Source organism: Limnohabitans sp. TEGF003, assembly GCF_055395455.1.
Genome location: NZ_AP029225.1, coordinates 2,797,634 through 2,818,731, shown reverse-complemented (window position 1 = coordinate 2,818,731; position 21,098 = coordinate 2,797,634). Strand labels below are relative to the sequence as shown.

The 21,098-nt window shown below is 58.1% G+C and carries 17 protein-coding genes and 1 other annotated feature; of the genes, 15 read left to right on the top strand and 2 right to left on the bottom strand.

Annotation, left to right across the window (positions count from 1 at the left end; genetic code table 11):
* The 10 genes from ACZ5RT_RS13310 (at position 1) to ACZ5RT_RS13265 (ending at position 13,262) form a co-directional block, all read left to right on the top strand.
* Positions 1-807 (top strand): ABC transporter permease, encoded by an 807-nt coding sequence (locus ACZ5RT_RS13310; RefSeq protein WP_291924185.1) that lies wholly within the window; start codon positions 1-3, stop codon positions 805-807.
* 101 nt (positions 808-908) lie between these two features.
* Complete coding sequence (gene hsdR / locus ACZ5RT_RS13305) at positions 909-4,313, top strand: type I restriction-modification system endonuclease (protein WP_464452793.1); 3,405 nt, start codon at positions 909-911, stop codon at positions 4,311-4,313.
* Positions 4,314-4,324: 11 nt separating this feature from the next.
* The gene (locus ACZ5RT_RS13300) at positions 4,325-5,908 is read left to right on the top strand and encodes a class I SAM-dependent DNA methyltransferase (RefSeq protein WP_464452792.1); all 1,584 of its coding nucleotides are present in this window, start codon (positions 4,325-4,327) and stop codon (positions 5,906-5,908) included.
* A complete protein-coding gene (locus ACZ5RT_RS13295; protein ID WP_464452791.1) occupies positions 5,905-6,951 on the top strand; it encodes a PDDEXK nuclease domain-containing protein in 1,047 nt (348 codons plus the stop codon). The genes ACZ5RT_RS13300 and ACZ5RT_RS13295 overlap by 4 nt, the downstream gene beginning before the upstream one ends.
* The gene (locus tag ACZ5RT_RS13290) at positions 6,944-8,554 is read left to right on the top strand and encodes a restriction endonuclease subunit S (RefSeq protein ID WP_464452790.1); all 1,611 of its coding nucleotides are present in this window, start codon (positions 6,944-6,946) and stop codon (positions 8,552-8,554) included. Before ACZ5RT_RS13295 ends, ACZ5RT_RS13290 begins: the two co-directional genes overlap by 8 nt.
* Positions 8,541-10,139 (top strand): AAA family ATPase, encoded by a 1,599-nt coding sequence (locus tag ACZ5RT_RS13285; RefSeq protein WP_464452789.1) that lies wholly within the window; start codon positions 8,541-8,543, stop codon positions 10,137-10,139. Before ACZ5RT_RS13290 ends, ACZ5RT_RS13285 begins: the two co-directional genes overlap by 14 nt.
* On the top strand, positions 10,136-10,999 hold the full coding sequence (locus ACZ5RT_RS13280; RefSeq protein ID WP_464452788.1) for an HNH endonuclease family protein: 864 nt from the start codon (positions 10,136-10,138) through the stop codon (positions 10,997-10,999). Before ACZ5RT_RS13285 ends, ACZ5RT_RS13280 begins: the two co-directional genes overlap by 4 nt.
* Before the next feature lie 2 nt (positions 11,000-11,001).
* Positions 11,002-11,331: a hypothetical protein gene (locus ACZ5RT_RS13275; RefSeq protein ID WP_464452787.1), complete on the top strand. Its 330-nt coding sequence runs from the start codon at positions 11,002-11,004 to the stop codon at positions 11,329-11,331.
* Positions 11,228-12,465 (top strand): IS3 family transposase gene (locus ACZ5RT_RS13270; protein WP_464452786.1). Its coding sequence is split into 2 segments (ribosomal slippage): positions 11,228-11,519 and positions 11,519-12,465, totalling 1,239 coding nucleotides; the frame shifts between segments, so codons are not numbered across the junction. The genes ACZ5RT_RS13275 and ACZ5RT_RS13270 overlap by 104 nt, the downstream gene beginning before the upstream one ends.
* Positions 11,509-11,625 (top strand) — a sequence feature (AL1L pseudoknot). Its footprint overlaps the gene before it by 117 nt.
* Positions 12,466-12,560: 95 nt before the next feature.
* Positions 12,561-13,262: a DUF5655 domain-containing protein gene (locus ACZ5RT_RS13265; protein WP_464452785.1), complete on the top strand. Its 702-nt coding sequence runs from the start codon at positions 12,561-12,563 to the stop codon at positions 13,260-13,262.
* A 3-nt stretch (positions 13,263-13,265) separates the two neighbouring features.
* On the opposite strand, the gene ACZ5RT_RS13260 is transcribed toward ACZ5RT_RS13265, so the two are convergent.
* Both ACZ5RT_RS13260 and ACZ5RT_RS13255 read right to left on the bottom strand, forming a co-directional pair.
* Entirely contained in the window at positions 13,266-13,658 is a 393-nt protein-coding gene (locus ACZ5RT_RS13260) for a VOC family protein (protein ID WP_464452784.1), read from the bottom strand.
* A 16-nt stretch (positions 13,659-13,674) separates the two neighbouring features.
* Positions 13,675-14,913 (bottom strand): glycosyltransferase family 4 protein, encoded by a 1,239-nt coding sequence (locus tag ACZ5RT_RS13255; protein ID WP_464452783.1) that lies wholly within the window; start codon positions 14,911-14,913, stop codon positions 13,675-13,677.
* Positions 14,914-15,218: 305 nt separating this feature from the next.
* On the opposite strand from ACZ5RT_RS13255, the gene ACZ5RT_RS13250 reads away from it, so the two are divergent.
* From ACZ5RT_RS13250 to ACZ5RT_RS13230, 5 genes are all read left to right on the top strand, one after another.
* The gene (locus ACZ5RT_RS13250) at positions 15,219-16,502 is read left to right on the top strand and encodes a PQQ-dependent sugar dehydrogenase (protein ID WP_464452782.1); all 1,284 of its coding nucleotides are present in this window, start codon (positions 15,219-15,221) and stop codon (positions 16,500-16,502) included.
* An 85-nt stretch (positions 16,503-16,587) separates the two neighbouring features.
* Positions 16,588-16,911, top strand: a complete 324-nt coding sequence (locus ACZ5RT_RS13245) for a c-type cytochrome (protein ID WP_464452781.1) — start codon at positions 16,588-16,590, stop codon at positions 16,909-16,911.
* Positions 16,912-16,995: 84 nt separating this feature from the next.
* A complete protein-coding gene (locus ACZ5RT_RS13240; RefSeq protein WP_464452780.1) occupies positions 16,996-19,176 on the top strand; it encodes a TonB-dependent receptor family protein in 2,181 nt (726 codons plus the stop codon).
* A 130-nt stretch (positions 19,177-19,306) separates the two neighbouring features.
* Positions 19,307-20,155: a 3-hydroxybutyryl-CoA dehydrogenase gene (locus tag ACZ5RT_RS13235; protein ID WP_464452779.1), complete on the top strand. Its 849-nt coding sequence runs from the start codon at positions 19,307-19,309 to the stop codon at positions 20,153-20,155.
* Between the two features lie 110 nt (positions 20,156-20,265).
* Entirely contained in the window at positions 20,266-21,072 is an 807-nt protein-coding gene (locus ACZ5RT_RS13230) for a crotonase/enoyl-CoA hydratase family protein (RefSeq protein WP_464452778.1), read from the top strand.
* Positions 21,073-21,098: the final 26 nt, after the last annotated feature.

Below are 21,098 nucleotides of genomic sequence, written 5' to 3'. Positions count from 1 at the left end.
ATGAGCCAAATTCAAAACAACATCTGGGCTGCGCCCCGCCTGTCCATGCGCTGGTGGCCTGTGTTCCAGCGCAACTGGCTGGTCTGGAAAAAGCTCGCCATTCCCAGCCTGGTGGGCAACATCGCCGAGCCGCTCATGTGGTTGGTCGCCTTTGGTTACGGCCTCGGGGCCTTGGTCGGGCAGATCGAGCTGGGCGGCGAAAAAGTGCCCTACATCCTGTACCTGGCCAGCGGCAGCATTTGCATGAGCGCCATGAATGCAGCCACCTTTGAGGCGCTGTACTCGGCGTTCTCGCGCATGCATGTGCAAAAAACCTGGGACGGCATCATGAACGCCCCAGTGCGGCTCGATGACGTGGTGCTGGCCGAAATGCTCTGGGCCGCGTTCAAGGCCCTGTTCACCGTGACCGCCATTTTGGGCGTCATGCTTGCCTTGGGCATCAGCCACAGCTGGAAGCTTTTGGTGGCCTGGCCCGTGCTGCTGGGCGTGGGCATCACCTTCAGCTGCATGGCGCTGATCTTCAACGCGCTGGCCAAGGGCTACGACTTCTTCACCTACTACTTCACCCTGTTCCTCACGCCCATGATGTTCCTCTCGGGCATCTTTTTCCCACGTGAGCAGTTGCCCGGTTTCGTGCGTGTGATCGCCGATTGGCTGCCGCTGTCGGTGGCGGTGGACTTGGTGCGGCCCCTCTTCATGGACCGCTGGCCAGACCAACCGCTGCGTCATGTGATGGTGCTGGCGGGGTTTGCGGTCGTGTCGTTTTGGGTGGCGTTGGCGCTCACCAGGAAGCGGTTTCGGAGTTGAGGGTTGTGCGTCTCTGTTTGATTCAAAAATACTAACTACTTACGGTTAATATCGAGTCTTCCACATCCGAGGCCAGCGCTTATCGCGCTCAAAAATTCAGTATGCGGCAGGACATCCGTTCTAACTTTGACATGCTCAGGGCTTATGAGCCCCAGCTTTGGCGTTTGGGGGCATTGGCAGAGCGGTACTTTGCCGAAGACCCCAACACCAGTCTTCTCAAGCTCAGGCAATTGGCAGAGTTATTGGCGCAGTCATTGGCGGCACGGGGTGGGCTTTATGCCTCGCAAGACGAAACGCAGTATGAATTGATCCGCCGCTTGCAAGCGGAAAATTTACTGCCTCGCGAAACTCGACAAATCTTTGATGAAATTCGGGTGACTGGCAATGCCGCCAATCACGCTTTGGCCGGTGACCACGCCAAAGCCTTGAATACGCTGAAACTGTGTTGGCAGCTCAGCGTTTGGTATCACCGAACATTCAAGCAAGCTGATTTCCGATCTGGTCCTTTTTTGCCGCCGACACCGCCAGGCGATGAATCTCAGGCTTTAAGGGACGAGCTGACCAAACTTCGGCAAGCTGTACGCGAGTACCAAGCCATGCATGAAGAGGCTGCGACGGCGCTGGTACAAGCGAAAACCCAGCTGACCACAATCAATGAAGAGCGTACGCTGTGGGAGCAAATCGCGGTTGAGTCTGATCAAGCGAAGGCCCTACTTTCATCCCAGTTGTCTGATCTTCAAGCTACGGCTAAAGCCTCACCACCCAACAATTTCGCCAAAATCGTGGCGTCTGCCAATCAGGCCGCAACGCTCATTGAGTTGGACGAATCGCAAACACGCCGAATCGTTGATTCTCAATTGCGCCAAGCGGGATGGGAGGCAGATACTGAAGTCTTGCGTTACAGCCAAGGCGCTCGCCCAGCCAAAGGCCGCAATATGGCGATCGCCGAGTGGCCCTGTGAGGGTTATGCAGCCGACTATGTTTTGTTTAAAGGCTTGGTTCCGATGGCGGTGGTCGAAGCAAAGCGTGGCAGCAAAGATGTCTCGGCCGATCTGCAGCAAAGTAAACGCTACAGCCGCACGTTCAGGCCCAGTGAAGAAACGCAGTTGCACACGCACAACTGGGGAGCGCAGCAAGAGTTTCGCATTCCATTTGTTTTCTCGACCAACGGACGCCCGTACCTCAGGCAATTGGCCACGAAAAGTGGTATTTGGTTTTGTGATCTCCGGCTGCCAAACAATCGAAGCACAGCCCTTGATGGTTGGTACACCCCAGAGGGTTTGCAGGCACTGCTGGCCCAAGATGAAAGTAAAGCGCATGCGGAGTTGGACAACACGCCGTTCATCTTCGGGTTTCTTCTCCGCTATTACCAGCAAGCCGCGATCCAACAAACAGAACAGTGCATTGCAGCAGGTCAGCGCGACATTTTGTTGGCCATGGCCACAGGTACAGGCAAGACAAAAACCTGTATTGCTCTGATTTATCGCTTGCTAAAGGCCCGGCGTTTTCGCCGTATCCTGTTCCTGGTAGATCGTTCGGCATTGGGCGAACAGGCTGCTAATGCCTTCAAAGACACCCGAATGGAAGGCTTGCACACCTTCGCAGACGCCTTTGGCATCAAAGAGCTGGACGTGCAAGCACCAGACGCCGACACAGCGGTCCACATTGCCACTGTGCAAGGCATGATGCGCCGAGTTCTGTTCCCTGCTGAAGGCGTGGCACCGCCCACAGTTGATCAATACGACTGCATCGTCATTGACGAATGCCACCGTGGTTACACCCTTGATCGGGAAATGTCAGACACAGAACTCAGCTTCCGAGGCTTTGACGATTACGTCTCCAAATACCGTCGCGTTCTGGATTACTTTGATGCCGTCAAAATTGGCCTCACGGCCACGCCTGCACTGCACACAACAGAAATCTTTGGCCCACCCATTTACAGCTACAGCTATCGTGAAGCGGTCATTGATGGCTACTTGGTGGATTACGAGCCTCCCATTCAAATTCACACACAGCTGACTGAGCAAGGCATGACCTGGAAGGTGGGCGAAGACGTCAAAATTTACGATGCCAGGCGCAACCAGATTGACCTCTTCAAAGCGCCCGATGAGATTCAGCTCAAAGTAGAAGACTTCAACCGCAAAGTGATTACCCGCCAGTTCAACGAGGCGGTGTGTGGTTATTTGGCGCAAGAAATCGACCCTGCCGGACAGCGTAAAACACTCATCTTCTGCGTCAATAGTGACCATGCCGACTTGGTGGTGGATGTATTGAAAAAAGCATTTGAAGTCCAATACGGCAGCGTAGAGGACGACGCCGTTATCAAGATCACAGGCAACGCAGACAAGCCTCTAGAACTCATCCGCCGTTTCAAAAACGAACGCGTGCCGAACGTGGCCGTGACTGTCGACTTGCTCACCACGGGCGTGGACGTTCCTGAAATCTGCAATTTGGTCTTCTTGCGTCAAGTCAACAGCCGCATTTTGTTTGACCAGATGCTGGGCCGTGCCACCCGTTTGTGCGATTTTGATGGCGATAACAAAGACACCTTCCGTGTGTTTGATGCCGTTCGCATTTTTGAGTCGGTGGGCAATATGACCGACATGAAGCCCGTTGTCGTCAACCCCAAGATCACCTTCAAACAACTTGAAAACGAAATCACGCAAGCGCAATCGGACGAGGTCCGTGAACTTGTCCGCGAGCAATTTTTGGCAAAGCTCCAAGTCAAAAAGCGGCACTTGAAAGACAAAGACGCGCAAGACTTCGAAGTCAAGGCGGGCATGAGTCCTGATGCCTTCATTAAAAAACTCAAAACACTGTCGCTCACTGAGGTAGCGGATTGGTTCATTCAGAATCCTGATCTGGGTGAAATCTTGGACCGCAAATCGTCTGGTCAAAGCCAGCCCATGTATGTGTCCGATCACCCAGATACTTTTTTGCGCACCGAGCGGGGTTATGGCAAAGCCACCAAGCCTGAAGACTACTTGGACGAATTCAAGCAATTCATCACCAGTCATAGCAACGAACTGCCTGCACTCATGGCCGTGCTCACCAAGCCACGTGATTTGAAACGCAAACAGCTCAAAGAACTGATTTTGGCCTTGGACTTGGCTGGCTTCAGCGAGGCACGCCTGGCCACCGCTTGGCGCGAAATGAGCAACCAAGACATCGCAGCCCGCATCGTGGGCTACATTCGCCAAGCCGCATTGGGGGATGCCCTGCAGCCCTACAACGAGCGGGTGGACCATGCGCTCAAAATATTGCTCAACCACCCACCCTCGGGCAAACCTTGGACCGAGCCGCAACGCACCTGGCTCAAACGCATTGCCGCACAAACCAAAACCAACCTCTTGGTCGACCGCGAAGCCCTGGACGACCCCGATCTGCTGTTCAAACGCGAGGGCGGAGGCTTCACCCGTTTGGATAAACTCTTCAACGGCCAACTCCAGCCCGTGCTTGACGCGTTTAACGATGCGCTTTGGATGCCACCCGCCCAAAGCGCCTGACCTCTTATCCCATGACAACTCCCCAAATCACCCAGGACATTGGCTCCAAGCTCTGGTCGCTGTGCCATGTGCTGCGCGACGATGGCGTCACCTACCACCAATACCTAAGCGAACTGACTTATTTGCTCTTTCTCAAAATGATGAAAGAGACAGGGCAAGAAGAACGCCTCAAAGTCTGGAAACCCGTTGAGCGCAAAAAAGGCGCAGAGAAGTTTGAGCAACCGGGCATCTTGTGGGGCGACCTGATCGGTGCATCCGCCCCCGACCGCTTGGACATGTACAAAGAAATGCTGTTGGACTATGGCTTGCACAGCCGAGGTGCGGTGCAGCAGATTTATGCCAACGCGAACACCTTCATCACCAAGCCCGCCACCCTGAGCAAACTCGTCACCGACATTGATGCGCTTGATTGGTACAGCGTGCAGCGCGACGACCTGGGCGATTTGTACGAAGACCTGTTGGAACGCAACGCCACCGAAAAGAAAAGCGGTGCTGGTCAATACTTCACGCCTCGGTGCCTGATCGACAGCATCGTCACTGTCATGCAGCCGCAGTTGAACGACGTGATTCAAGACCCTGCAGCGGGCACTTGTGGATTTTTGATCGCAGCGAACAACTACCTGCGCGATCACAACGACTTTGACAGCCTGACCGAGGAGCAACAGCGCCGCTACCGCCACAGCACCTATTACGGCATGGAGCTGGTGCAAGACACCCACCGCCTCGCACTCATGAACATGCTGCTGCACGGCATCGAAGGCGGCGTGTCCTATGGCGACACACTTGGCGAAGAAGGCACTCGCATTCCAGCGGCTTCGCTCATCCTCTCTAACCCACCCTTTGGTACCAAAAAAGGCGGTGGTTTGCCCACACGAACCGACCTGACCTTTGAGACCAGCAACAAACAATTTGCCTTCTTGCAGCACATCTACCGCAACCTTGCCGCTGGCGGCCGGGCTGCCGTGGTGTTGCCAGACAACGTGCTGTTCGAAAGCAACATCGGCACCAGCATCCGCCGCGACCTGATGGAAAAGTGCAACTTGCACACCATCTTGCGTTTGCCCACGGGCATTTTTTATGCGCAAGGCGTCAAAACCAACGTCCTGTTTTTCACCAAGGGCCAAAAAGACAAAGGCAACACCAAAGAAGTGTGGGTGTATGACATGCGTGCCAACATGCCCCAGTTTGGCAAGCGCACCCCTTTCACCCGCGACTACTTCCGCACCCCGGCCGAAGCCCCAGCCGATCAGCCGCGTGACAAATTTGAAGACGTGTTTGGCTCTGACCCCCAAGGCAACCCCAAAGCCTTGGCGCAACGCGTGGACACAGGAGAAACAGGCCGCTGGCGCAAATACACACGCCAGCAAATTGCCGAGCGAAGTGACAACCTTGACCTGGCTTGGCTCAAAGACGACAGTGCCAACACCGCCGAAGCCCAGCGCGACGACCCCGCCCTGGTGGCCCGCTTGCTGCAGCGCGAGCTGGGTGGCGCCATGGCTGAACTGCGCGCCCTGCTTGTAGAGCTGGGCGAAGACCCCGATGCAGTGCTTGAAGACGTGTTGATCGATGACCAGCCAGAAGAGGCGCAACCATGAATGAGGTCATGCCCGAGCCGGCCGACCGTCTGCACGCCGAGCTGCGCACCCTGATTGCCAGCAGCCGCCAGCGATTGGCCAGTGCCGTTAACGCGGAGCTGACCCGTTTGTATTGGAGCGTTGGCCAGCGATTGGTGTCCGAAGTGCTGGGCGGCGAGCGCCCCCAATACGGCAGCCAGCTGCTGGAGCAATTGGGCCAACAACTGTCCCAAGAATTTGGCCGTGGCTTTGAAGCCCGCAACCTGCGGCGCATGGTCAAGTTTGCGCAGGCGTTCCCCAGCGCTGAGATTTTGTCGACACTGTCGACAAAATTGAGCTGGAGCCACTTTGTGGCCATCGTCGCTCTCAAAACGCCAGAAGCCCAGTACTTTTATGCCCACCAAGCCGCACAAGACGGCTGGAGCGTTCGCGAACTGGCCAAGCAAATTGAACGCAAGGCCTTTGAGCGCACAGAAATCGCCCAAACTCAAACGTCACCCACACTGCTGCCTGCAGACGGGCAAGCGGTGGGCGCAGTCTTCAAAGACCCGTACTTTTTGGACTTTTTGGGCCTGCGCCAAGGCCATGCCGAGGCTGACTTGGAAGGGGCCATCCTGCGCCAGCTCGAAGCCTTCATCTTGGAGCTGGGCCGGGGCTTTGCCTTTGTAGAGCGCCAAAAACGCATGGTCATCGACGGCGAAGACTTCTACCTGGACCTGCTGTTTTTTCACCGCCGCTTGCGCAGGCTGGTGGCCATCGAGCTCAAGCTAGGCCGTTTCAAAGCCGCTCACAAAGGCCAGATGGAGCTGTACCTCGCCTGGTTGAACCAACACGAACGCCAGCCCGGGGAAGAACCACCGATTGGCCTGATCTTGTGCGCTGAAGCCAGCCGCGAACAGGTAGAGCTGCTGCAAATGCATCAAGACGGCATCACCGTGGCGGAGTACTGGACCGAGCTACCCCCAAAGGCCGAACTGGAGCAACGGCTGCACGAGGCGCTGGCAGAGGCGCGCGAACGGCTGGCGCGGCGCGGGTTGCTGCTGGAAGGGGGCAGCGATGAATGAGCTTCCGGAAAATTGGGGCACAGCACCGCTGTCTGCTATTTCATCCGACGTGCCGCAGCGTGTACCGGACCCAGCCGAAAGGTTCACCTACATCGACATCGGGTCCATAGATCGGGAGACGAAAACCATCGCTGCACCGCAAGAGTTGCTGGGTAAGGATGCGCCGAGCAGGGCCAGAAAGCAGGTTGCCACCGGCGACACCTTGGTTTCCATGACGCGGCCCAACTTGAACGCGGCAGCCTTAGTCCCGCCTTCTCTAGACGGACAAATCGCGTCTACAGGTTTCGACGTTCTGAGGCCGTTGGAAGGCATCGATCCAAGGTGGTTGGCTTACTTGGTTCGGACAGAACAATTTGTCTACGCCATGTCGGAGCTGGTTCAGGGGGCTCTTTATCCAGCAGTACGCACTAAGGACGTTCGTGCCTATGTAGCCCCCATTGCACCGTCGAAGGAACAAACCCGCATCGCCGACCAACTCGACACCCTGCTGGCCCGGATCAACACCTGCCAACGCCGCCTCGACAACATCCCCGCACTGCTCAAACGCTTTCGGCAGGCGGTTCTTGCTGCTGCGACCTCCGGCCGCCTGACCGAGGATTACAGAAAATCATCGGCAGCCATCGTGACCAGTTGCATGCCCGCAGATTGGACTGAGTCCAACATTCAGACCATCGCCACTGATCTGCGCTACGGCACCTCAAAAAAGTGTGACTACTCAAAAAGTGGAGTTGGCGTACTCCGCATTCCGAACATTGCAGATCATGGTCGGATCGATGTGCGCGATTTGAAGTCTGCGAAATTCGAAGAAAAAGAGATTGAGAAACTGGCGCTGGAGGTGGGAGATCTATTGGTTATCCGATCGAACGGAAGCCTCGAGTTGGTAGGCAAAACCAGTATCGTGACAGAGAAGGAGGCAGGCCTCTTGTTTGCGGGTTACTTGATGCGATTGCGCGTGAATGCCGAACTGGCATTGCCTGCGTTTGTCCGTCTTTGCTTGGCTGCCCCATTGCAGCGGAAATACATAGAACTCACTGCCAAATCGACCAGCGGCGTGAACAACCTCAACGCAGAGGAACTTCGGTCTCTGACGCTGTGGTTACCCAAACCAGACGAACAGGCTGAAATCGTTCGGCGGGTGGAGAAGCTGTTCAAGTTGGCTGACCGCATCGAGGCCAGATACACGGCAGCATTTGCGCAAACCCAGCGCCTGACTCCCTTGGTTCTTTCCAAAGCCTTCCGTGGCGAGCTGATACCGCAGGACCCAAGCGACGAACCGGCCATCGACTTGCTGGCCCGCATCGCCGCCCAGCGAAAAAGTGCCACACCTGCGCCCAAGACCCGCCAACCCCGCGCGCCGCGTGCTGCGCATGCGTCCAAGGAATCCGCCTTCATGACCAAAAGCCGACAAGACGAAGAAGTAAAAGGCAAACCCTACCTGGCCGACCACCTACGCCGCTTGGGCGAACCGGTGGCCGTGCAAGCGCTGTACCAAGTTGCCGAGCTGCCAGTGGCCGACTTCTACAAACAACTGGCCTGGGAAGTGGAGCAAGGCCATGTCAGGGACAACACCACCACGCTGGAGCTCGGTCATGCGGCTGGATAAGGTTTACATCGACGGCTTCAAAAACCTCCGGCAGCTGGAGGTGGACTTTGATGAGCGAAAACTGACCACCGTGCTGATCGGCCAGAACGGCGCGGGCAAATCCAATTTGATCGAGGCGCTGGCCCGCATTTTTCGTCACGTTGATCTGCGAGACCAGACCCTACGGTTTCGTTATCGGGTCCAGTACCGGATTCAGCCGCGTACCGCTAAGGCTGGGCAGTTTGCGTGCGTGGTGCTCAGCAACTTGCCCGACGAGCACCCCATCACCATCAACGGGGAAAAGGTCAGTCGCACGGAGTTCGAAAAGAACAAGTCAGAGTGGTTTCCAGACCTGGTGTTCGGCTACTACTCCGGAAACGGCCGCCGGTTGGAACAGATTTTTGATAAGCACCAGTCCAACTACTACAAGGCCATCGCCACCAACAACGACCCCGCCGCCTGCTTCGAGGCGTTGCAGTCGCGTCGGTTGTTCTATTGCCGGCCGCTGCATGGCGTATTTGCTTTGCTCACGCAGTTGGTGTTCTCCAATGATCCGACGCGGAAGCTGCTGCGCGAAACCGTCAAAATCCAAGACTTTCATTCTGCTCTGTGCCTACTGCACGCGCCTTGGTACGCCAAAGGCGGTCAGGCCGTCAAGCTCAAGCAGGCGGGTGACTTCTGGAAAGCGGGTGGTCCAGCAGGCAAGACGGCACGATTGCTGAAAGACATGGCCTTCCACCCTTTCGGCCTGGTGGGCAATGCTGTTCAGGACTACCGCGACAAGAAGCAGGACGAGGTGCAGTTCGGCGTCTTCTTGAAAGACCAGTCTGCACTGGAACAGATGCGCGATGAGTTCAGCGATGACGCCGACATGTTCTATGCGCTCGAAGCCATGGACGTGTCGGACCTCATCCGAGATTTCAACATCTGGGTGACCCGCGACACCGGTGACGGAGAAGAAGTGGAGTACAGCGACCTGTCAGACGGAGAGCGGCAGTTGCTGATGGTGATGGGCCTGCTGCGTGTCGCAAGGGGCAAACGTGTTTTGTTCTTGCTCGATGAGCCCGACACCCATCTCAACCCTCATTGGCAGCACAGCTATCTGAGGCTGCTGGAGCAATGGACAGAACAGGTTGCCGACGCAGACAACTGCCACATCTTGCTGACGTCTCACAACCCGTTGACGATTTGCGGACTCACCAAGAGCGAAGTGCGCGTGCTTTTCAGTGAGCAGGGCACGGACGTCACTTTGGCTGAAGAACCTTTTACTGATCCTCGGGGGCTCGGTATTGGTGGTGTCCTAACTGATGTTTTCGGCATGCCCACTACTCTGGATCAACCCACTTTAGATCTCATTAATTCTAGAAACCGACTGGCGAAACTTGCGGAGTTAGATCAGGTTCAAACACAGGCGCTAGAAAGAATCAATGAACAGCTGCGTGAATTCGGTTTCATGTACGAAGAGCGAGATGCGCTTTACCGCTCTTTCCTGCGCGAGATGGACGATATCGAATTACGGGATTCCACACCCCGCACACCTCAGCGGCTGCGCGCTCAAGATGAATTGGTAAAAAAAGTCGTCGCACAGTTGGTGTTGCACAAATGATTTACATACACAGAAGATGGGATTCCGTCCCGGATGACGTCAAACTCAAACTGTCCAAAGTATCAGAAGAACTCGAGGTCATTGCTGATGAAGAGGCGCGAAAGGCTTTTATAGATAAGAACCGAGAGGCTTGGGGTTCTCTGCGCAAATACCTAGAGGTCATGTCCCACGGGAAATGCTGGTACTCCGAAGCCATTGAAAACGTTTCCCGGTATGAGATCGATCATTTCAGACCACACGGCCGCGCAAAGCAGGCGAGCAAGACCTTCGCAAGCGGATACTGTTGGCTGGCATTTCAGCCGGACAACTTTAGGCTTGCTGGCCAGCTATGCAATCGCACAAATAAAGAGCACTCTTCAGACTCCGTCGGGAAAGGCGAATGGTTTCCGCTTGTTGATCCAGAGAAAAGAGCGTCTCTCTCGCAAAGGGACTTCGCGCAGGAGTCTCCAGTCCTGCTTGACCCATGTGACCCTGAAGACCCGTACAAGTTGTGGTTCAACGATGACGGAAATGTGGTGCCAGATCCAGATTTAGACGAGCAAACTCAGAGCCTTGTGGAGCAGGCGATCATTCAACTCGGGCTCAGGCAATCAAAGCTGAACAAAGCGAGAGCTGCTATTTTAAATAAGTGCCGTCGCGCACTAGTGCAGTACAAAGAAGTTCTGAAGGTTCCTCGAGGTCAGCGCACCGAAAGGGACAATAAAAATGCCGAGGAGTCACGTTCGCTTTTGCTGGCCATGGCATCACCTTCGGGTGAGTTTGCGGCAGCTGTACGCTGTTTCTTGATCGCCAATGGCTTGAAGCAGTTCGCGCGACGCGACGAGCTTGCACCTTTAGCAATGTCCGCCGAACAAGTTTGACTATGAGCGACATCAAGCTCTTCCGCATCACCAAAGGCCAAGCCACCGAGCTCCAAGGCGCAGCATCGGATCTGGAAAAGCCGATGCAAAACCTGATCGAGGCGAACCTGGACACCTTTCTGGGCATCCGCTTCCTGGCCTCTGAATACTCCACCGGCAAGACGCACGGCGGGCGTATTGAATCGCCCCGGATTTTGAGGAGGCTCCACACTTTGAGAAGATGGAGCCATGAGCAAGAAATCAAACCGTTTTTCACCCGAAATGCGCGAACGCGCTGTCCGCATGGTGCTCGAACACCGCGGCGAGTACCCATCTCTTTGGGCCACCATTGAATCAATTGCCCCCAAGATCGGGTGTGTGCCGCAAACCCTCAACGACTGGGTTCGCCAGCACGAAGTTGATGCAGGCATGCGCGATGGCCTCAGCTCTGACGAGCGAGCCCGCATCAAAGACCTTGAGCGTGAAGTCAAAGAGCTGCGCAAAGCCAACGAGATCCTCAAGCTGGCGAGCGCTTTTTTTGCCCAGGCGGAGCTCGACCGCCGACTCAAGTCCTGAGAGCCTTTGTAGATAAACATCGTGCCACCTACGGGGTCGAGCCGATTTGCAAAGTGCTGCAAATTGCCCCCTCTGGTTACAGATGCCATGCTGCCCGCCAACGCAAACCCGAACTGCTTTGCGCCCGAGCCAAACGCGATGAAGCCCTGATGCCAAAGATCCAAGCCGTCTGGCAGGCCAATATGCAGGTCTATGGGGCCGACAAGGTCTGGCACCAGATGAATCGTGAAGGAACTGAGGTGGCGCGTTGTACGGTCGAGCGGCTCATGAAACGCATGGGATTGCAGGGTGTGCGCAGGGGCAAGGTCATCCGCACGACGGTCCCGGACAAAGCAGCACCTTGCCCCCTAGACAGAGTCAATCGCCAGTTCAAAGCCGATCGGCCCAACCAGCTGTGGGTGTCAGACTTCACCTACGTCAGCACCTGGCAGGGCTGGCAATATGTGGCCTTTGTGATTGACGTGTTTGCCCGGCGCATCGTGGGCTGGCGGGTGAGCAGCTCCATGCGCACGGACTTTGTGCTCGATGCGCTGGAGCAAGCGCTGTTTGACAGGCAACCCGAGCGCTCGGATGCCTTGATACATCACTCGGACAGGGGGTCTCAATACGTTTCCATTCTCTACACCGAACGCCTGGCCCAAGCTGGGATAGAGCCCTCGGTGGGCAGCCGTGGCGACAGCTACGACAACGCCCTGGCCGAGACGATCAATGGGCTGTACAAGGCCGAATTGATCCACCGCCGTGCACCCTGGAAAACCAAGGAGGCACTGGAACTGGCGACCCTGGAATGGGTGGCTTGGTTCAACCACCACCGACTGCTCAGCTCGATTGGGTATATTCCACCGGCTGAAGCTGAGGAGAACTACTACCGGCAGCTAGCCGGCAAGAACGAGACAGAGGTCTCAACTTAAACCAACTGGCCTCCACGAAAACCGGGGCGATTCATATCGACTCGCTGGGGCTGGACGAGAACCATTGCCCGGTCATCATCGAATACAAGCGATCGGTGGGTGAAAACGTCATCAACCAAGGGCTGTATTACCTGGACTGGTTGATGGACCACCAGGCCGAGTTCAAGCTGCTGGTGCTGGACAAGGTGGGTAAGGCCGCAGCCGATGCCATCGACTGGAGTGCGCCGCGCTTGGTGTGCATTGCGGCCGACTTCACCAAGTTCGACGGCCACGCGGTGCAGCAGATGAACCGCAACATCGAGCTGATTCGTTACCGCAAGTTTAGTGATGATCTGCTGCTGTTTGAGCTGGCCAACGCCAGCACCGCCGCAGCCAGCAAAGCCAAGTCTTCTGGGAAGGCCAACAAGTCGCCAGTGTCGACCGCCCCTTCGGCGGGCGGCACTGACAAAACCTATGCCGAGCACCTGAGCGCGTTGCCGCAAGACTTGAAGCTGGTGCTGACCTCGCTAGAGGACTACGCCACATCGCTGGGTGACGACGTGCAGCGCAAAGAACTCAAGCTCTACGTGGCATTCAAGCGCCTGAAAAACTTCGCCACCGTGGTGTTATCCAAAAAGAGGGTGCTGCTGTACTTGCACCTAGACCCTGCTCCTGTAGTGAAGGCGTTGACGAATGCCCGCGACGTGAGTGCCATTGGCCATTGGGGTACGGGCAATGTAGAAATTGCCATTGAGACGCAAGCTGACTTAGATGCGGTCAAGCCGTTTATCGTTCAGGCATACGCGGGGCAAAAATAAGCCCTACCCCACCCCATGACAAGCCACACACAGCTTGTTCCCATCCGGATCGCGGAAGTAGGCGCCAAAGTAATGCGCGTGGTACTCGGGCCGCAAACCTGGCGGGCCGTCGCACGTCCCGCCGTGGGCCAGCGCCAGAGCGTGCACGTTTTGCACTTGCTGGCGTGACGCGGCCAAGAATGCAACCATCTGGCCATTGCCCGGGTGGTGTGGTGCCTGGTTGTGTGGGCGGCCAATGAGGAACAGGGGCCGGGCTTCTGGTGATGATTGCCATCCCGCCCAAGGGCGGTCATCTTCCAAGAACCGAAACTGAATGCCCAGCGCATCCAGCACGGGTTGGTAAAACGCCATGGCCCGTTTGAAATCGCTCACGCCCACCATGATGTGTGAAAACATGGGTTTGCTCCTTTGTTTATCTCAACCCTTGCACCCACGCCATCTGCCCAGGCAAACACCGCGTCTCCAGATCGTAGTTTTCGACCGCAAACGCCCGCGCCTGCGCGCCCAGCCGCACCCGCTCTGCCGGGTTCTTGCACAAGTCAATCACCTGCTGCGCCAGCGCCGCTGGGTCAAAGAAGTCCACCAGTTGCCCGGTCTCACTGTGGCGGATGGCTTCGCGGACCGGGGCGGTGTCGCTGGCCACGATGGCGCAGCCTGCACTCATGGCTTCGAGCAGGCTCCAGCTCAACACAAAGGGGTAGGTCAGGTACACGTGCACGGTGGACACCTGCAGCACCCGCAAGAAATCGGCATAGGGCACCTTGCCCACAAAGTGCACGCGTGACAGGTCCAACTCGCCTTTGACTTCGTTCAGGAAAATCTCGCGCCACGTTTGGGCTTGGCCATCGGGCCCCGGTGGCGGCGCAGCGCCGTAGCTGACTTCGTTGCCACCGATGATCACCACGCGTGCCTTGGAGCGGGCTTTCAGGATGGCGGGCAGAGCCCGCATGAATTGGTGGTAGCCGCGGTAGGGCTCCAGGTTGCGGTTGACGAAGGTGATGACTTCGTCGTCACGGCCCAGTTGCAATACGCCTTGCGGGGTTTGCACCCGGATGCTTGCGCTGGGGTCGGGCTTGATCTGGTCGGTGCGGATGCCGTCGTGGACAACGGTGATGCGTGAGGCAAAAGGCTCGGGGAAGAGCGAGGCCTGCCAGTGGGTGGGTGCGATGCCCGCGTGCGCACGCGCGAAGTGCAGTTCGTAGTTGGCGTTTTTCATCTGCAGACGGCAAGCGCTGTCGGCCTCGGGTGGGCCGAACTCCGGGTCAAACCCGGTGTCGGCGCCTTGGGCTTGGTAAAAAAACTCGCAATAAATGCCCAGCCGTGCCTGCGGCCAGACGTGCTGCAAAAACAGGCTTTCGCCCCAACCGGGGTGGGCCACGATGACATCGGGCGCAAAGCCTTGTTCGCGCAGCTTCAGGGCGGCTTGCCAGGCGGCTTCGCCCCGCAAGGTTTTGACTTCCAGGTCGGCCAGCCAGCGGTGTGTGCCTTGCCCGGGGCGAGCTGTGACGCCGTAACGCACCAGCTCCACGCCCGGCACAGGCGGGCAGGCGTTGATGTGCAGGGCCACCACGCGGTGACCCTGGCGTGCCATGGCGGGGGCCAGGTGCTTGAACTGGCCGGGGAAATTCTGGTGGACAAAAAGGATGTTCATGGTGTCTTGCCTGGGCGTAAATCATCGCACGCAAGCCCTGCGTGTCCCGAGTTCTGACACTCTGCACTAAAGAGAATTCTTTTGGTTTCTTTTTAGCTTTTGTTTTGTCAGTCCCTATGGGGACAAATAGCTAATATTTTTATTTAATTTAAGTTGTAATTTATTTCATTTAATAAACACAAATTGGAAGGGTTTTCACCAAGACTGTTGAGGGGGCTTTGGCATAAATTAAAAAGGCCAAGTCTCGGTGATCCGGGCTTGTCACATGTCGACAACCGATCGATTCCGAAGATCAACAAGAGGAGATGAACGTGAAAATGACCCGACTCAGTGCGGCCTTGCTTGCAGCCGCCATGGCCACTGGGGTGCATGCCCAGTCCGGCAAAGACAACCTCAACACGATGAAGCAGATGAAGGTCGCCACGACCGATCTGAACATCCCGGTGGTGCCGCAAACCGGCCGCAACGCCGACGCCATCCGCAACAACCTCAAGAAAATCAAGCTGCCCGAGGGCTTCAAGATCGACCTGTTCGCCGTGGTGCCCGATGCACGGCACATGGCGGTCGCGCCGTCCACCAACATGCTGTTTGTGGGCACCCGCAAGACCACCGTCTGGGCCGTGACCGACCGCAACAGCGACGGCGTTGCCGACGAGGTGAAGTCGTTTGCGCCGTCACTCAACTTCAAGGTGCCCAACGGCGTGTGCTGGACCAAGGACGGTTTCCTGGTGGTGGCCGAGCACAACCGCGTGCTGAACTTCCCGGCTGCTGAATTTTTCTACGAAGGCCCGGACGTGGCGGTGATCGAGGTGGTGCCGCAGGGCAAGCTGATCCCGACCGAGCACGAGTCGTACAACCACGGCGCCCGCACCTGCCGTGTGGGCCCAGACGGCAAGCTCTACATCACCCTCGGTCAGCCCTTCAACGTGCAGCCGCGCGAGAAAGTGGATGAGTTCAATAAATTGGGCATCGGCGGCATTGTGCGCATGGACCCCTTCGATGGCAGCGGCCGCGAGGTCTACAGCATCGGCATGCGCAACTCGGTGGGCCAGGACTTCAACCCCAAAGACGGCACTTTGTGGTGGACCGATAACCAGACCGATGGCTTGGGCAACGACATCCCGCCGGGTGAGTTGAACCGCTCCACCAAGAAGGGCGAGCACTTTGGCTACCCCTACTGGAATGGCAAGTTCAAGGTGGCTGGCTCGGCCGCGGCGCCTGACCTGAAGGACATGAAAGAGCCCGCCAATGCGGTGTTTCCACAGATCGAATTCCCTGCGCACCAAGCGCAATTGGGCATGACCTTCTACACAGGCAAACAATTCCCGGCCAAGTACCGCGGTGGCATTTTTGTCGCCTCGCATGGCTCCTGGAACCGCAGCCCCGCCAGCGGTGCGCTGATCAACTTCGTCTCGCTCAAGGCCGATGGCACAGCCGACAAGTCTGAGGTGTTTGCCGAAGGCTGGCTCAACCCAGAGACTGGCACTTACCTCGGGCGTCCGGTGGATGTGGCGGTCATGAAAGACGGCTCTATCCTGATCTCGGACGACTATGTGGGCGCGATCTACCGCGTGACCTACGGCAATTGATGCCGTGAACGATAAAGGCACCCGCACTTGCGGGTGCCTTTATTCAAGGATGAAGAGGTTGAAGATGTTTTCAGCAAAAGCAAGAATGTTTCTGGTTCTGGGTGTGGTGCTGGCCCTTGGCTCGGGTATGGCTTTTCAGGCTCAGGCGGCAGACGCCAAGGCGGGTCAGGTCAAGGCGGGCCTGTGCGTGACCTGTCATGGCGCTTATGGCTTGTCCACCATGCCCAATGCGCCGCATCTGGCCGGGCAACCGGCCATCTACATCGAAGAGCAACTCAAGCAATACCGCAGTGGCAAACGGGCCAACGAAGTCATGGCGGTCATGGCCAAGCCACTGACCGATCAAGAAATTGAAAATCTGGCGGCTTGGTACGCCTCGATTCCGATCGAAGTGGGCAAACCCCATTGAGTGGACTAAAACCAGGTTTTTTGGGGGCCGCTCACCTCTAGGGTTGGGGGCTGTGCCAGCATGATGAACAAGAAGGTTGACCCAGTGAACGACAGACTCCATTTTTCCCCGCGCCCCGTACTCGTCGCCATTGCGCTGTTGTGTGCAGGCGGTGTCCAGGCACAAACACGGGCTGAGCCTGTCACCACAGAGGATGCAGGCGCCCTCTCGCCTGTGGTGGTTTCTGCCGAGCGCTCAGGCGGCGGGGTCTGGCGTGGCGTGGCCTCGGTCGATGTGGTGGGGGGCGATGAGCTGCGCGACGGGCAAGCCCAAGTCAATCTGTCCGAGAGTCTGGGGCGTGTGCCGGGTCTGGTGATCCGTAACCGGCAAAACTACGCCCAAGATTTGCAAATTTCGGTACGTGGTTATGGCGCTCGTGCCACTTTTGGCGTGCGCGGCGTGCGGCTGTTTGTGGACGGCATCCCGGCCAGCGCCCCGGACGGCTCCGGCCAGGCGGCCAACTTCCCGCTGGGCAGCGCCGACCGGGTCGAAGTGGTGCGTGGCCCCATGGCGGCACTTTACGGTGCCTCATCGGGTGGTGCTTTGTTGCTCTACACCGAAGACGGCCAGCAGCCCGCGCAGTGGCGCACAGGCGTGGTGGCGGGGTCAGATGGTCTGTGGCGCGCATCCACCCAAGTCACAGGCCAGACGGGTACGCAGCAGGCCCCGGGTTGGTCGTATGCGCTGGACGTGAGCGGTTTTGCGACCGATGGCACGCGCCCACAGTCGGCCGCCGACCGCACCACGGCCAATGTGAAACTCTCGCGTTCGCACGAAGGCGGGCGCACGGTGCTGGTGTTCAACCGGCACAGCAGCTCGGCGCTGGATCCGCAAGGTCTTACGCGCGCCGAATTTGAAACCAACCCAAAGCTAACAAGCGCTTTGGCACTGGACTACAACACCCGGAAAACCGTCTCGCAAACTCAGTTGGGCTTGGCCTTTGAGCAAGCGCTGGGCAACGGCCACAAGTTGGAATTGATGGGCTACGGGGGGCAAAGGGAGGTGGTGCAATTCCAGTCGATTCTGCCGAGTGCGCAAGCCGCGCCCCGCAGTTCGGGGGCGGTGATCGACCTGAACCGCGATTACTGGGGCGTGAACGCTCGCTGGCGGCACGAGCGCGACTGGCAGGGTGGGCGCTTGTCGCTCAGTGCTGGGCTGGCGGCAGACCACCAAAGTGATCAACGCAAAGGTTTTGAAAACTACACGGGACCCGCCAACAGTCCGACCGCCATTGGTGTTCAGGGCAAGCTGCGCCGTGACGAGGTCAACCGCGCCCAAACCCTGGACCCGTACCTGCAAGCCGAATGGCGCACACAAGACTGGACTCTCATGGGCGGTGTGCGCCAGACGCGCACCGAATACCAATCCACAGATCACTACATATTGGGCATCAACGGGGATGACAGCGGCAGCAAAACATTCCAGGCGACCTTGCCCGTTTTGGGCGTACGCTGGCAGTTGAACCCATCTGTGCAGGCCTTTGCCAGCATCGGCAAAGGTTACGAAATCCCCACGCTCAACGAGGTGGCCTACCGCAGTGACAACTCGGCAGGTTTCAACACCCAACTCAATGCCGCACGCAGCACCAGTGCCGAGTTGGGTTTGCGCGGCCGTGCCGACAAAATCCGTTGGAGCGTGACCGCCTTTGACATCCGAACCGACGACGAAATCGTCGTGCAAAACAACACGGGTGGCCGCACCACGTTCCAGAACGCTGGCCGCACCCTGCGTCAAGGCGTTGAGTTGGCGGGCGAATGGCGCACAGGCCCTGTCACCTTGACAACGGCCTACACCTGGATGGAGGCGAATTATCGGGATGCCTTCAAGACCTGCGTGGAGACCCTGTGTCCCAACGTGAAGCCACAAGTGCAAGTGCCTGCAGGAAACCGCATGCCTGGACTGCCCATGCATCAGCTGTTTGCGCAAGCGGCTTGGGACACTGGCTGGGCAGGCAGCCGTGTGACGCTGGAGGCGCGCCACACGGGCGGTGTGCTGGTGGATGACCTGAACACAGAAATGGCGGCAGGCCACACCTTGTTCAACCTGGGTGTGCAGTTCCAGCAAGACCGTGGTGACTGGACGCTTCGCGAGTTTGTGCGGGTGGACAACCTGACCGACCGCAAGCACGTGGGCTCGGTCATCGTGAACGGCGGCCAAGGCCGTTTCTATGAACCCGGCCCGGGGCGCAAGTTCATGCTGGGGCTGGAGGCGCAGCGCAGGTTCTGAGGTGCTTATCTTGAGCTCGGTCAGGCTGGCATTGTTCTGTGCCAGTCTGACGGGGCTGTCAGCCAGACCCCGGTTCAGCCCCGTTAAGATCATTCTTTTTGAGCCCCTCCACTTTCAAGGAATGAAGAGCATGAGCATCCAGACCGTAGGCATCATTGGCGCAGGCACCATGGGCAATGGCATCGCACAGGCGTGTGCGGTGTCGGGCATTCAGGTGGTGATGGTCGACATCTCGGACGCAGCCGTTGCAAAAGGCGTGGCTACCGTGGCCAGCAGCCTGGACCGTCTGGTCAAGAAAGAAAAAATCAGCGAGGCCGACAAGGCCGCTGCGCTGGCCCGCATCCAGGGCTCTAGCAACTACGATGACCTCAAAAGCGCCCAGCTGGTGATCGAAGCCGCCACCGAGAACCACGAACTCAAGGTCAAGATCCTGAAGCAGCTCGACGCACTGCTGGCCCCCAATGTGATCATCGCGTCCAACACCTCGTCGATCTCGATCACCCAGCTGGCCGCCGCCACCCAGCGTGCGGACCGCTTCATTGGTATGCACTTTTTCAACCCCGTGCCCATGATGGCGCTGGTCGAGATCATTCGTGGCCTGCAGACCAGCGACGCCACGCACGACGCGGTGCACGACATGGCGCTGGCGCTGGGCAAGACCCCGATCACCGTGAAGAACGCCCCCGGCTTTGTGGTCAACCGCATCCTGGTGCCCATGATCAACGAAGCCTTCTTTGTGGTGGGCGAGGGCCTGGCCGAGGCCGAAGCGATTGACGCGGGCATGAAGCTCGGCTGCAACCAGCCCATTGGCCCGCTGGCGCTGGCCGACATGATCGGTCTGGACGTGTGCCTGGCCGTGATGGAGGTCTACCTCAAGGAGTTCGGCGACAGCAAGTACCGCCCCAGCCCGCTGCTCAAAGAAATGGTGGCCGCAGGCCGTTTGGGCCGCAAGACCGGTCAGGGCGTTTACAAGTACTGAGGTCCTATTCCCTGTGGGAGCGAGCCCCTGCTCGCGAATGTGTGCACCGGACACTTCACGCATTCGGCTGCAGGGGCAGCCTCCTACAGCGATACAACAGAGCGAGTGCCATGAACACCACCCCCCACCCCGAAGGCCAGATCGATTGCACCGTGCACGGCGCGGTCCTTCAAATCTGCATCAACCGCCCCGCCAAGCGCAACGGCTTCACGCCCAAGATGTTCCGCGAATTGGGCGAGGCCTACACGCGGCTGGACGACGACCCGGCCCTGCGCGTGGGCGTGCTGTGTGCGGCGGGTGCGCATTTCACGGCCGGGCTGGATCTGCCCACCATTGCGCCGCTCATGCAACGCGGCGAAAAGTCGGTGCCGCTGGGCTTGGTCGACCCGCTCAACCTGGGCATGGACGGTTACCGCCGCCGCGTCAAACCCATGGTGGTGGCGGTGCAGGGCATCACTTACACGCTGGGCATTGAGCTGATGCTGGCCGCCGACATCGTGGTCGCGGCCGACGACTGCCGTTTCTCGCAGCTGGAGGTGCAGCGCGGCATCATGGCCACGGGCGGGGCCACACTGCGCATGGCCGAGCGCGCGGGCATGGGCAATGCACTCTTGCATTTGCTCACGGCCGATGTGTTTGACAGCGCCGAGGCCCTGCGCCTGAACTTTGTGCAAAAGGTGGTGCCGACTGATCGCCTCTTGGCCGAGGCCATGCGCATTGCCGAGCAAATCGCCGCCCAAGCCCCGCTGGCGGTGGTGGCCACACGGCAAAACGTGCTCAAAGCGGTGGAGCATGGCCCGCTGGTGGCCATGCACGACTTTTTGCCCGTGCAGCAACGCTTGTCGCGCAGCGAAGACGCGGCCGAGGGCGTGCGCTCGTTTGTGGAAAAACGCGCCGCACGTTTTACCGGCCAGTAGACGCCGGGCGTGCGCCACAATCGGTG

Bases quoted from the DNA above. Each gene is read 5' to 3' on its own strand.
- ACZ5RT_RS13235 (WP_464452779.1), top strand. From the start codon at position 19,307: ATGAGCATCCAGACCGTAGGCATCATTGGCGCAGGCACCATGGGCAAT.
- ACZ5RT_RS13275 (WP_464452787.1), top strand. From the start codon at position 11,002: ATGAGCGACATCAAGCTCTTCCGCATCACCAAAGGCCAAGCCACCGAG.
- ACZ5RT_RS13255 (WP_464452783.1), bottom strand. From the start codon at position 14,913: ATGAACATCCTTTTTGTCCACCAGAATTTCCCCGGCCAGTTCAAGCAC.
- ACZ5RT_RS13245 (WP_464452781.1), top strand. From the start codon at position 16,588: ATGTTTCTGGTTCTGGGTGTGGTGCTGGCCCTTGGCTCGGGTATGGCT.
- ACZ5RT_RS13260 (WP_464452784.1), bottom strand. From the start codon at position 13,658: ATGTTTTCACACATCATGGTGGGCGTGAGCGATTTCAAACGGGCCATG.
- ACZ5RT_RS13250 (WP_464452782.1), top strand. From the start codon at position 15,219: ATGAACGTGAAAATGACCCGACTCAGTGCGGCCTTGCTTGCAGCCGCC.
- ACZ5RT_RS13230 (WP_464452778.1), top strand. From the start codon at position 20,266: ATGAACACCACCCCCCACCCCGAAGGCCAGATCGATTGCACCGTGCAC.
- ACZ5RT_RS13290 (WP_464452790.1), top strand. From the start codon at position 6,944: ATGAATGAGCTTCCGGAAAATTGGGGCACAGCACCGCTGTCTGCTATT.
- ACZ5RT_RS13280 (WP_464452788.1), top strand. From the start codon at position 10,136: ATGATTTACATACACAGAAGATGGGATTCCGTCCCGGATGACGTCAAA.
- ACZ5RT_RS13285 (WP_464452789.1), top strand. From the start codon at position 8,541: ATGCGGCTGGATAAGGTTTACATCGACGGCTTCAAAAACCTCCGGCAG.
- ACZ5RT_RS13300 (WP_464452792.1), top strand. From the start codon at position 4,325: ATGACAACTCCCCAAATCACCCAGGACATTGGCTCCAAGCTCTGGTCG.
- hsdR (WP_464452793.1), top strand. From the start codon at position 909: ATGCGGCAGGACATCCGTTCTAACTTTGACATGCTCAGGGCTTATGAG.
- ACZ5RT_RS13310 (WP_291924185.1), top strand. From the start codon at position 1: ATGAGCCAAATTCAAAACAACATCTGGGCTGCGCCCCGCCTGTCCATG.
- ACZ5RT_RS13295 (WP_464452791.1), top strand. From the start codon at position 5,905: ATGAATGAGGTCATGCCCGAGCCGGCCGACCGTCTGCACGCCGAGCTG.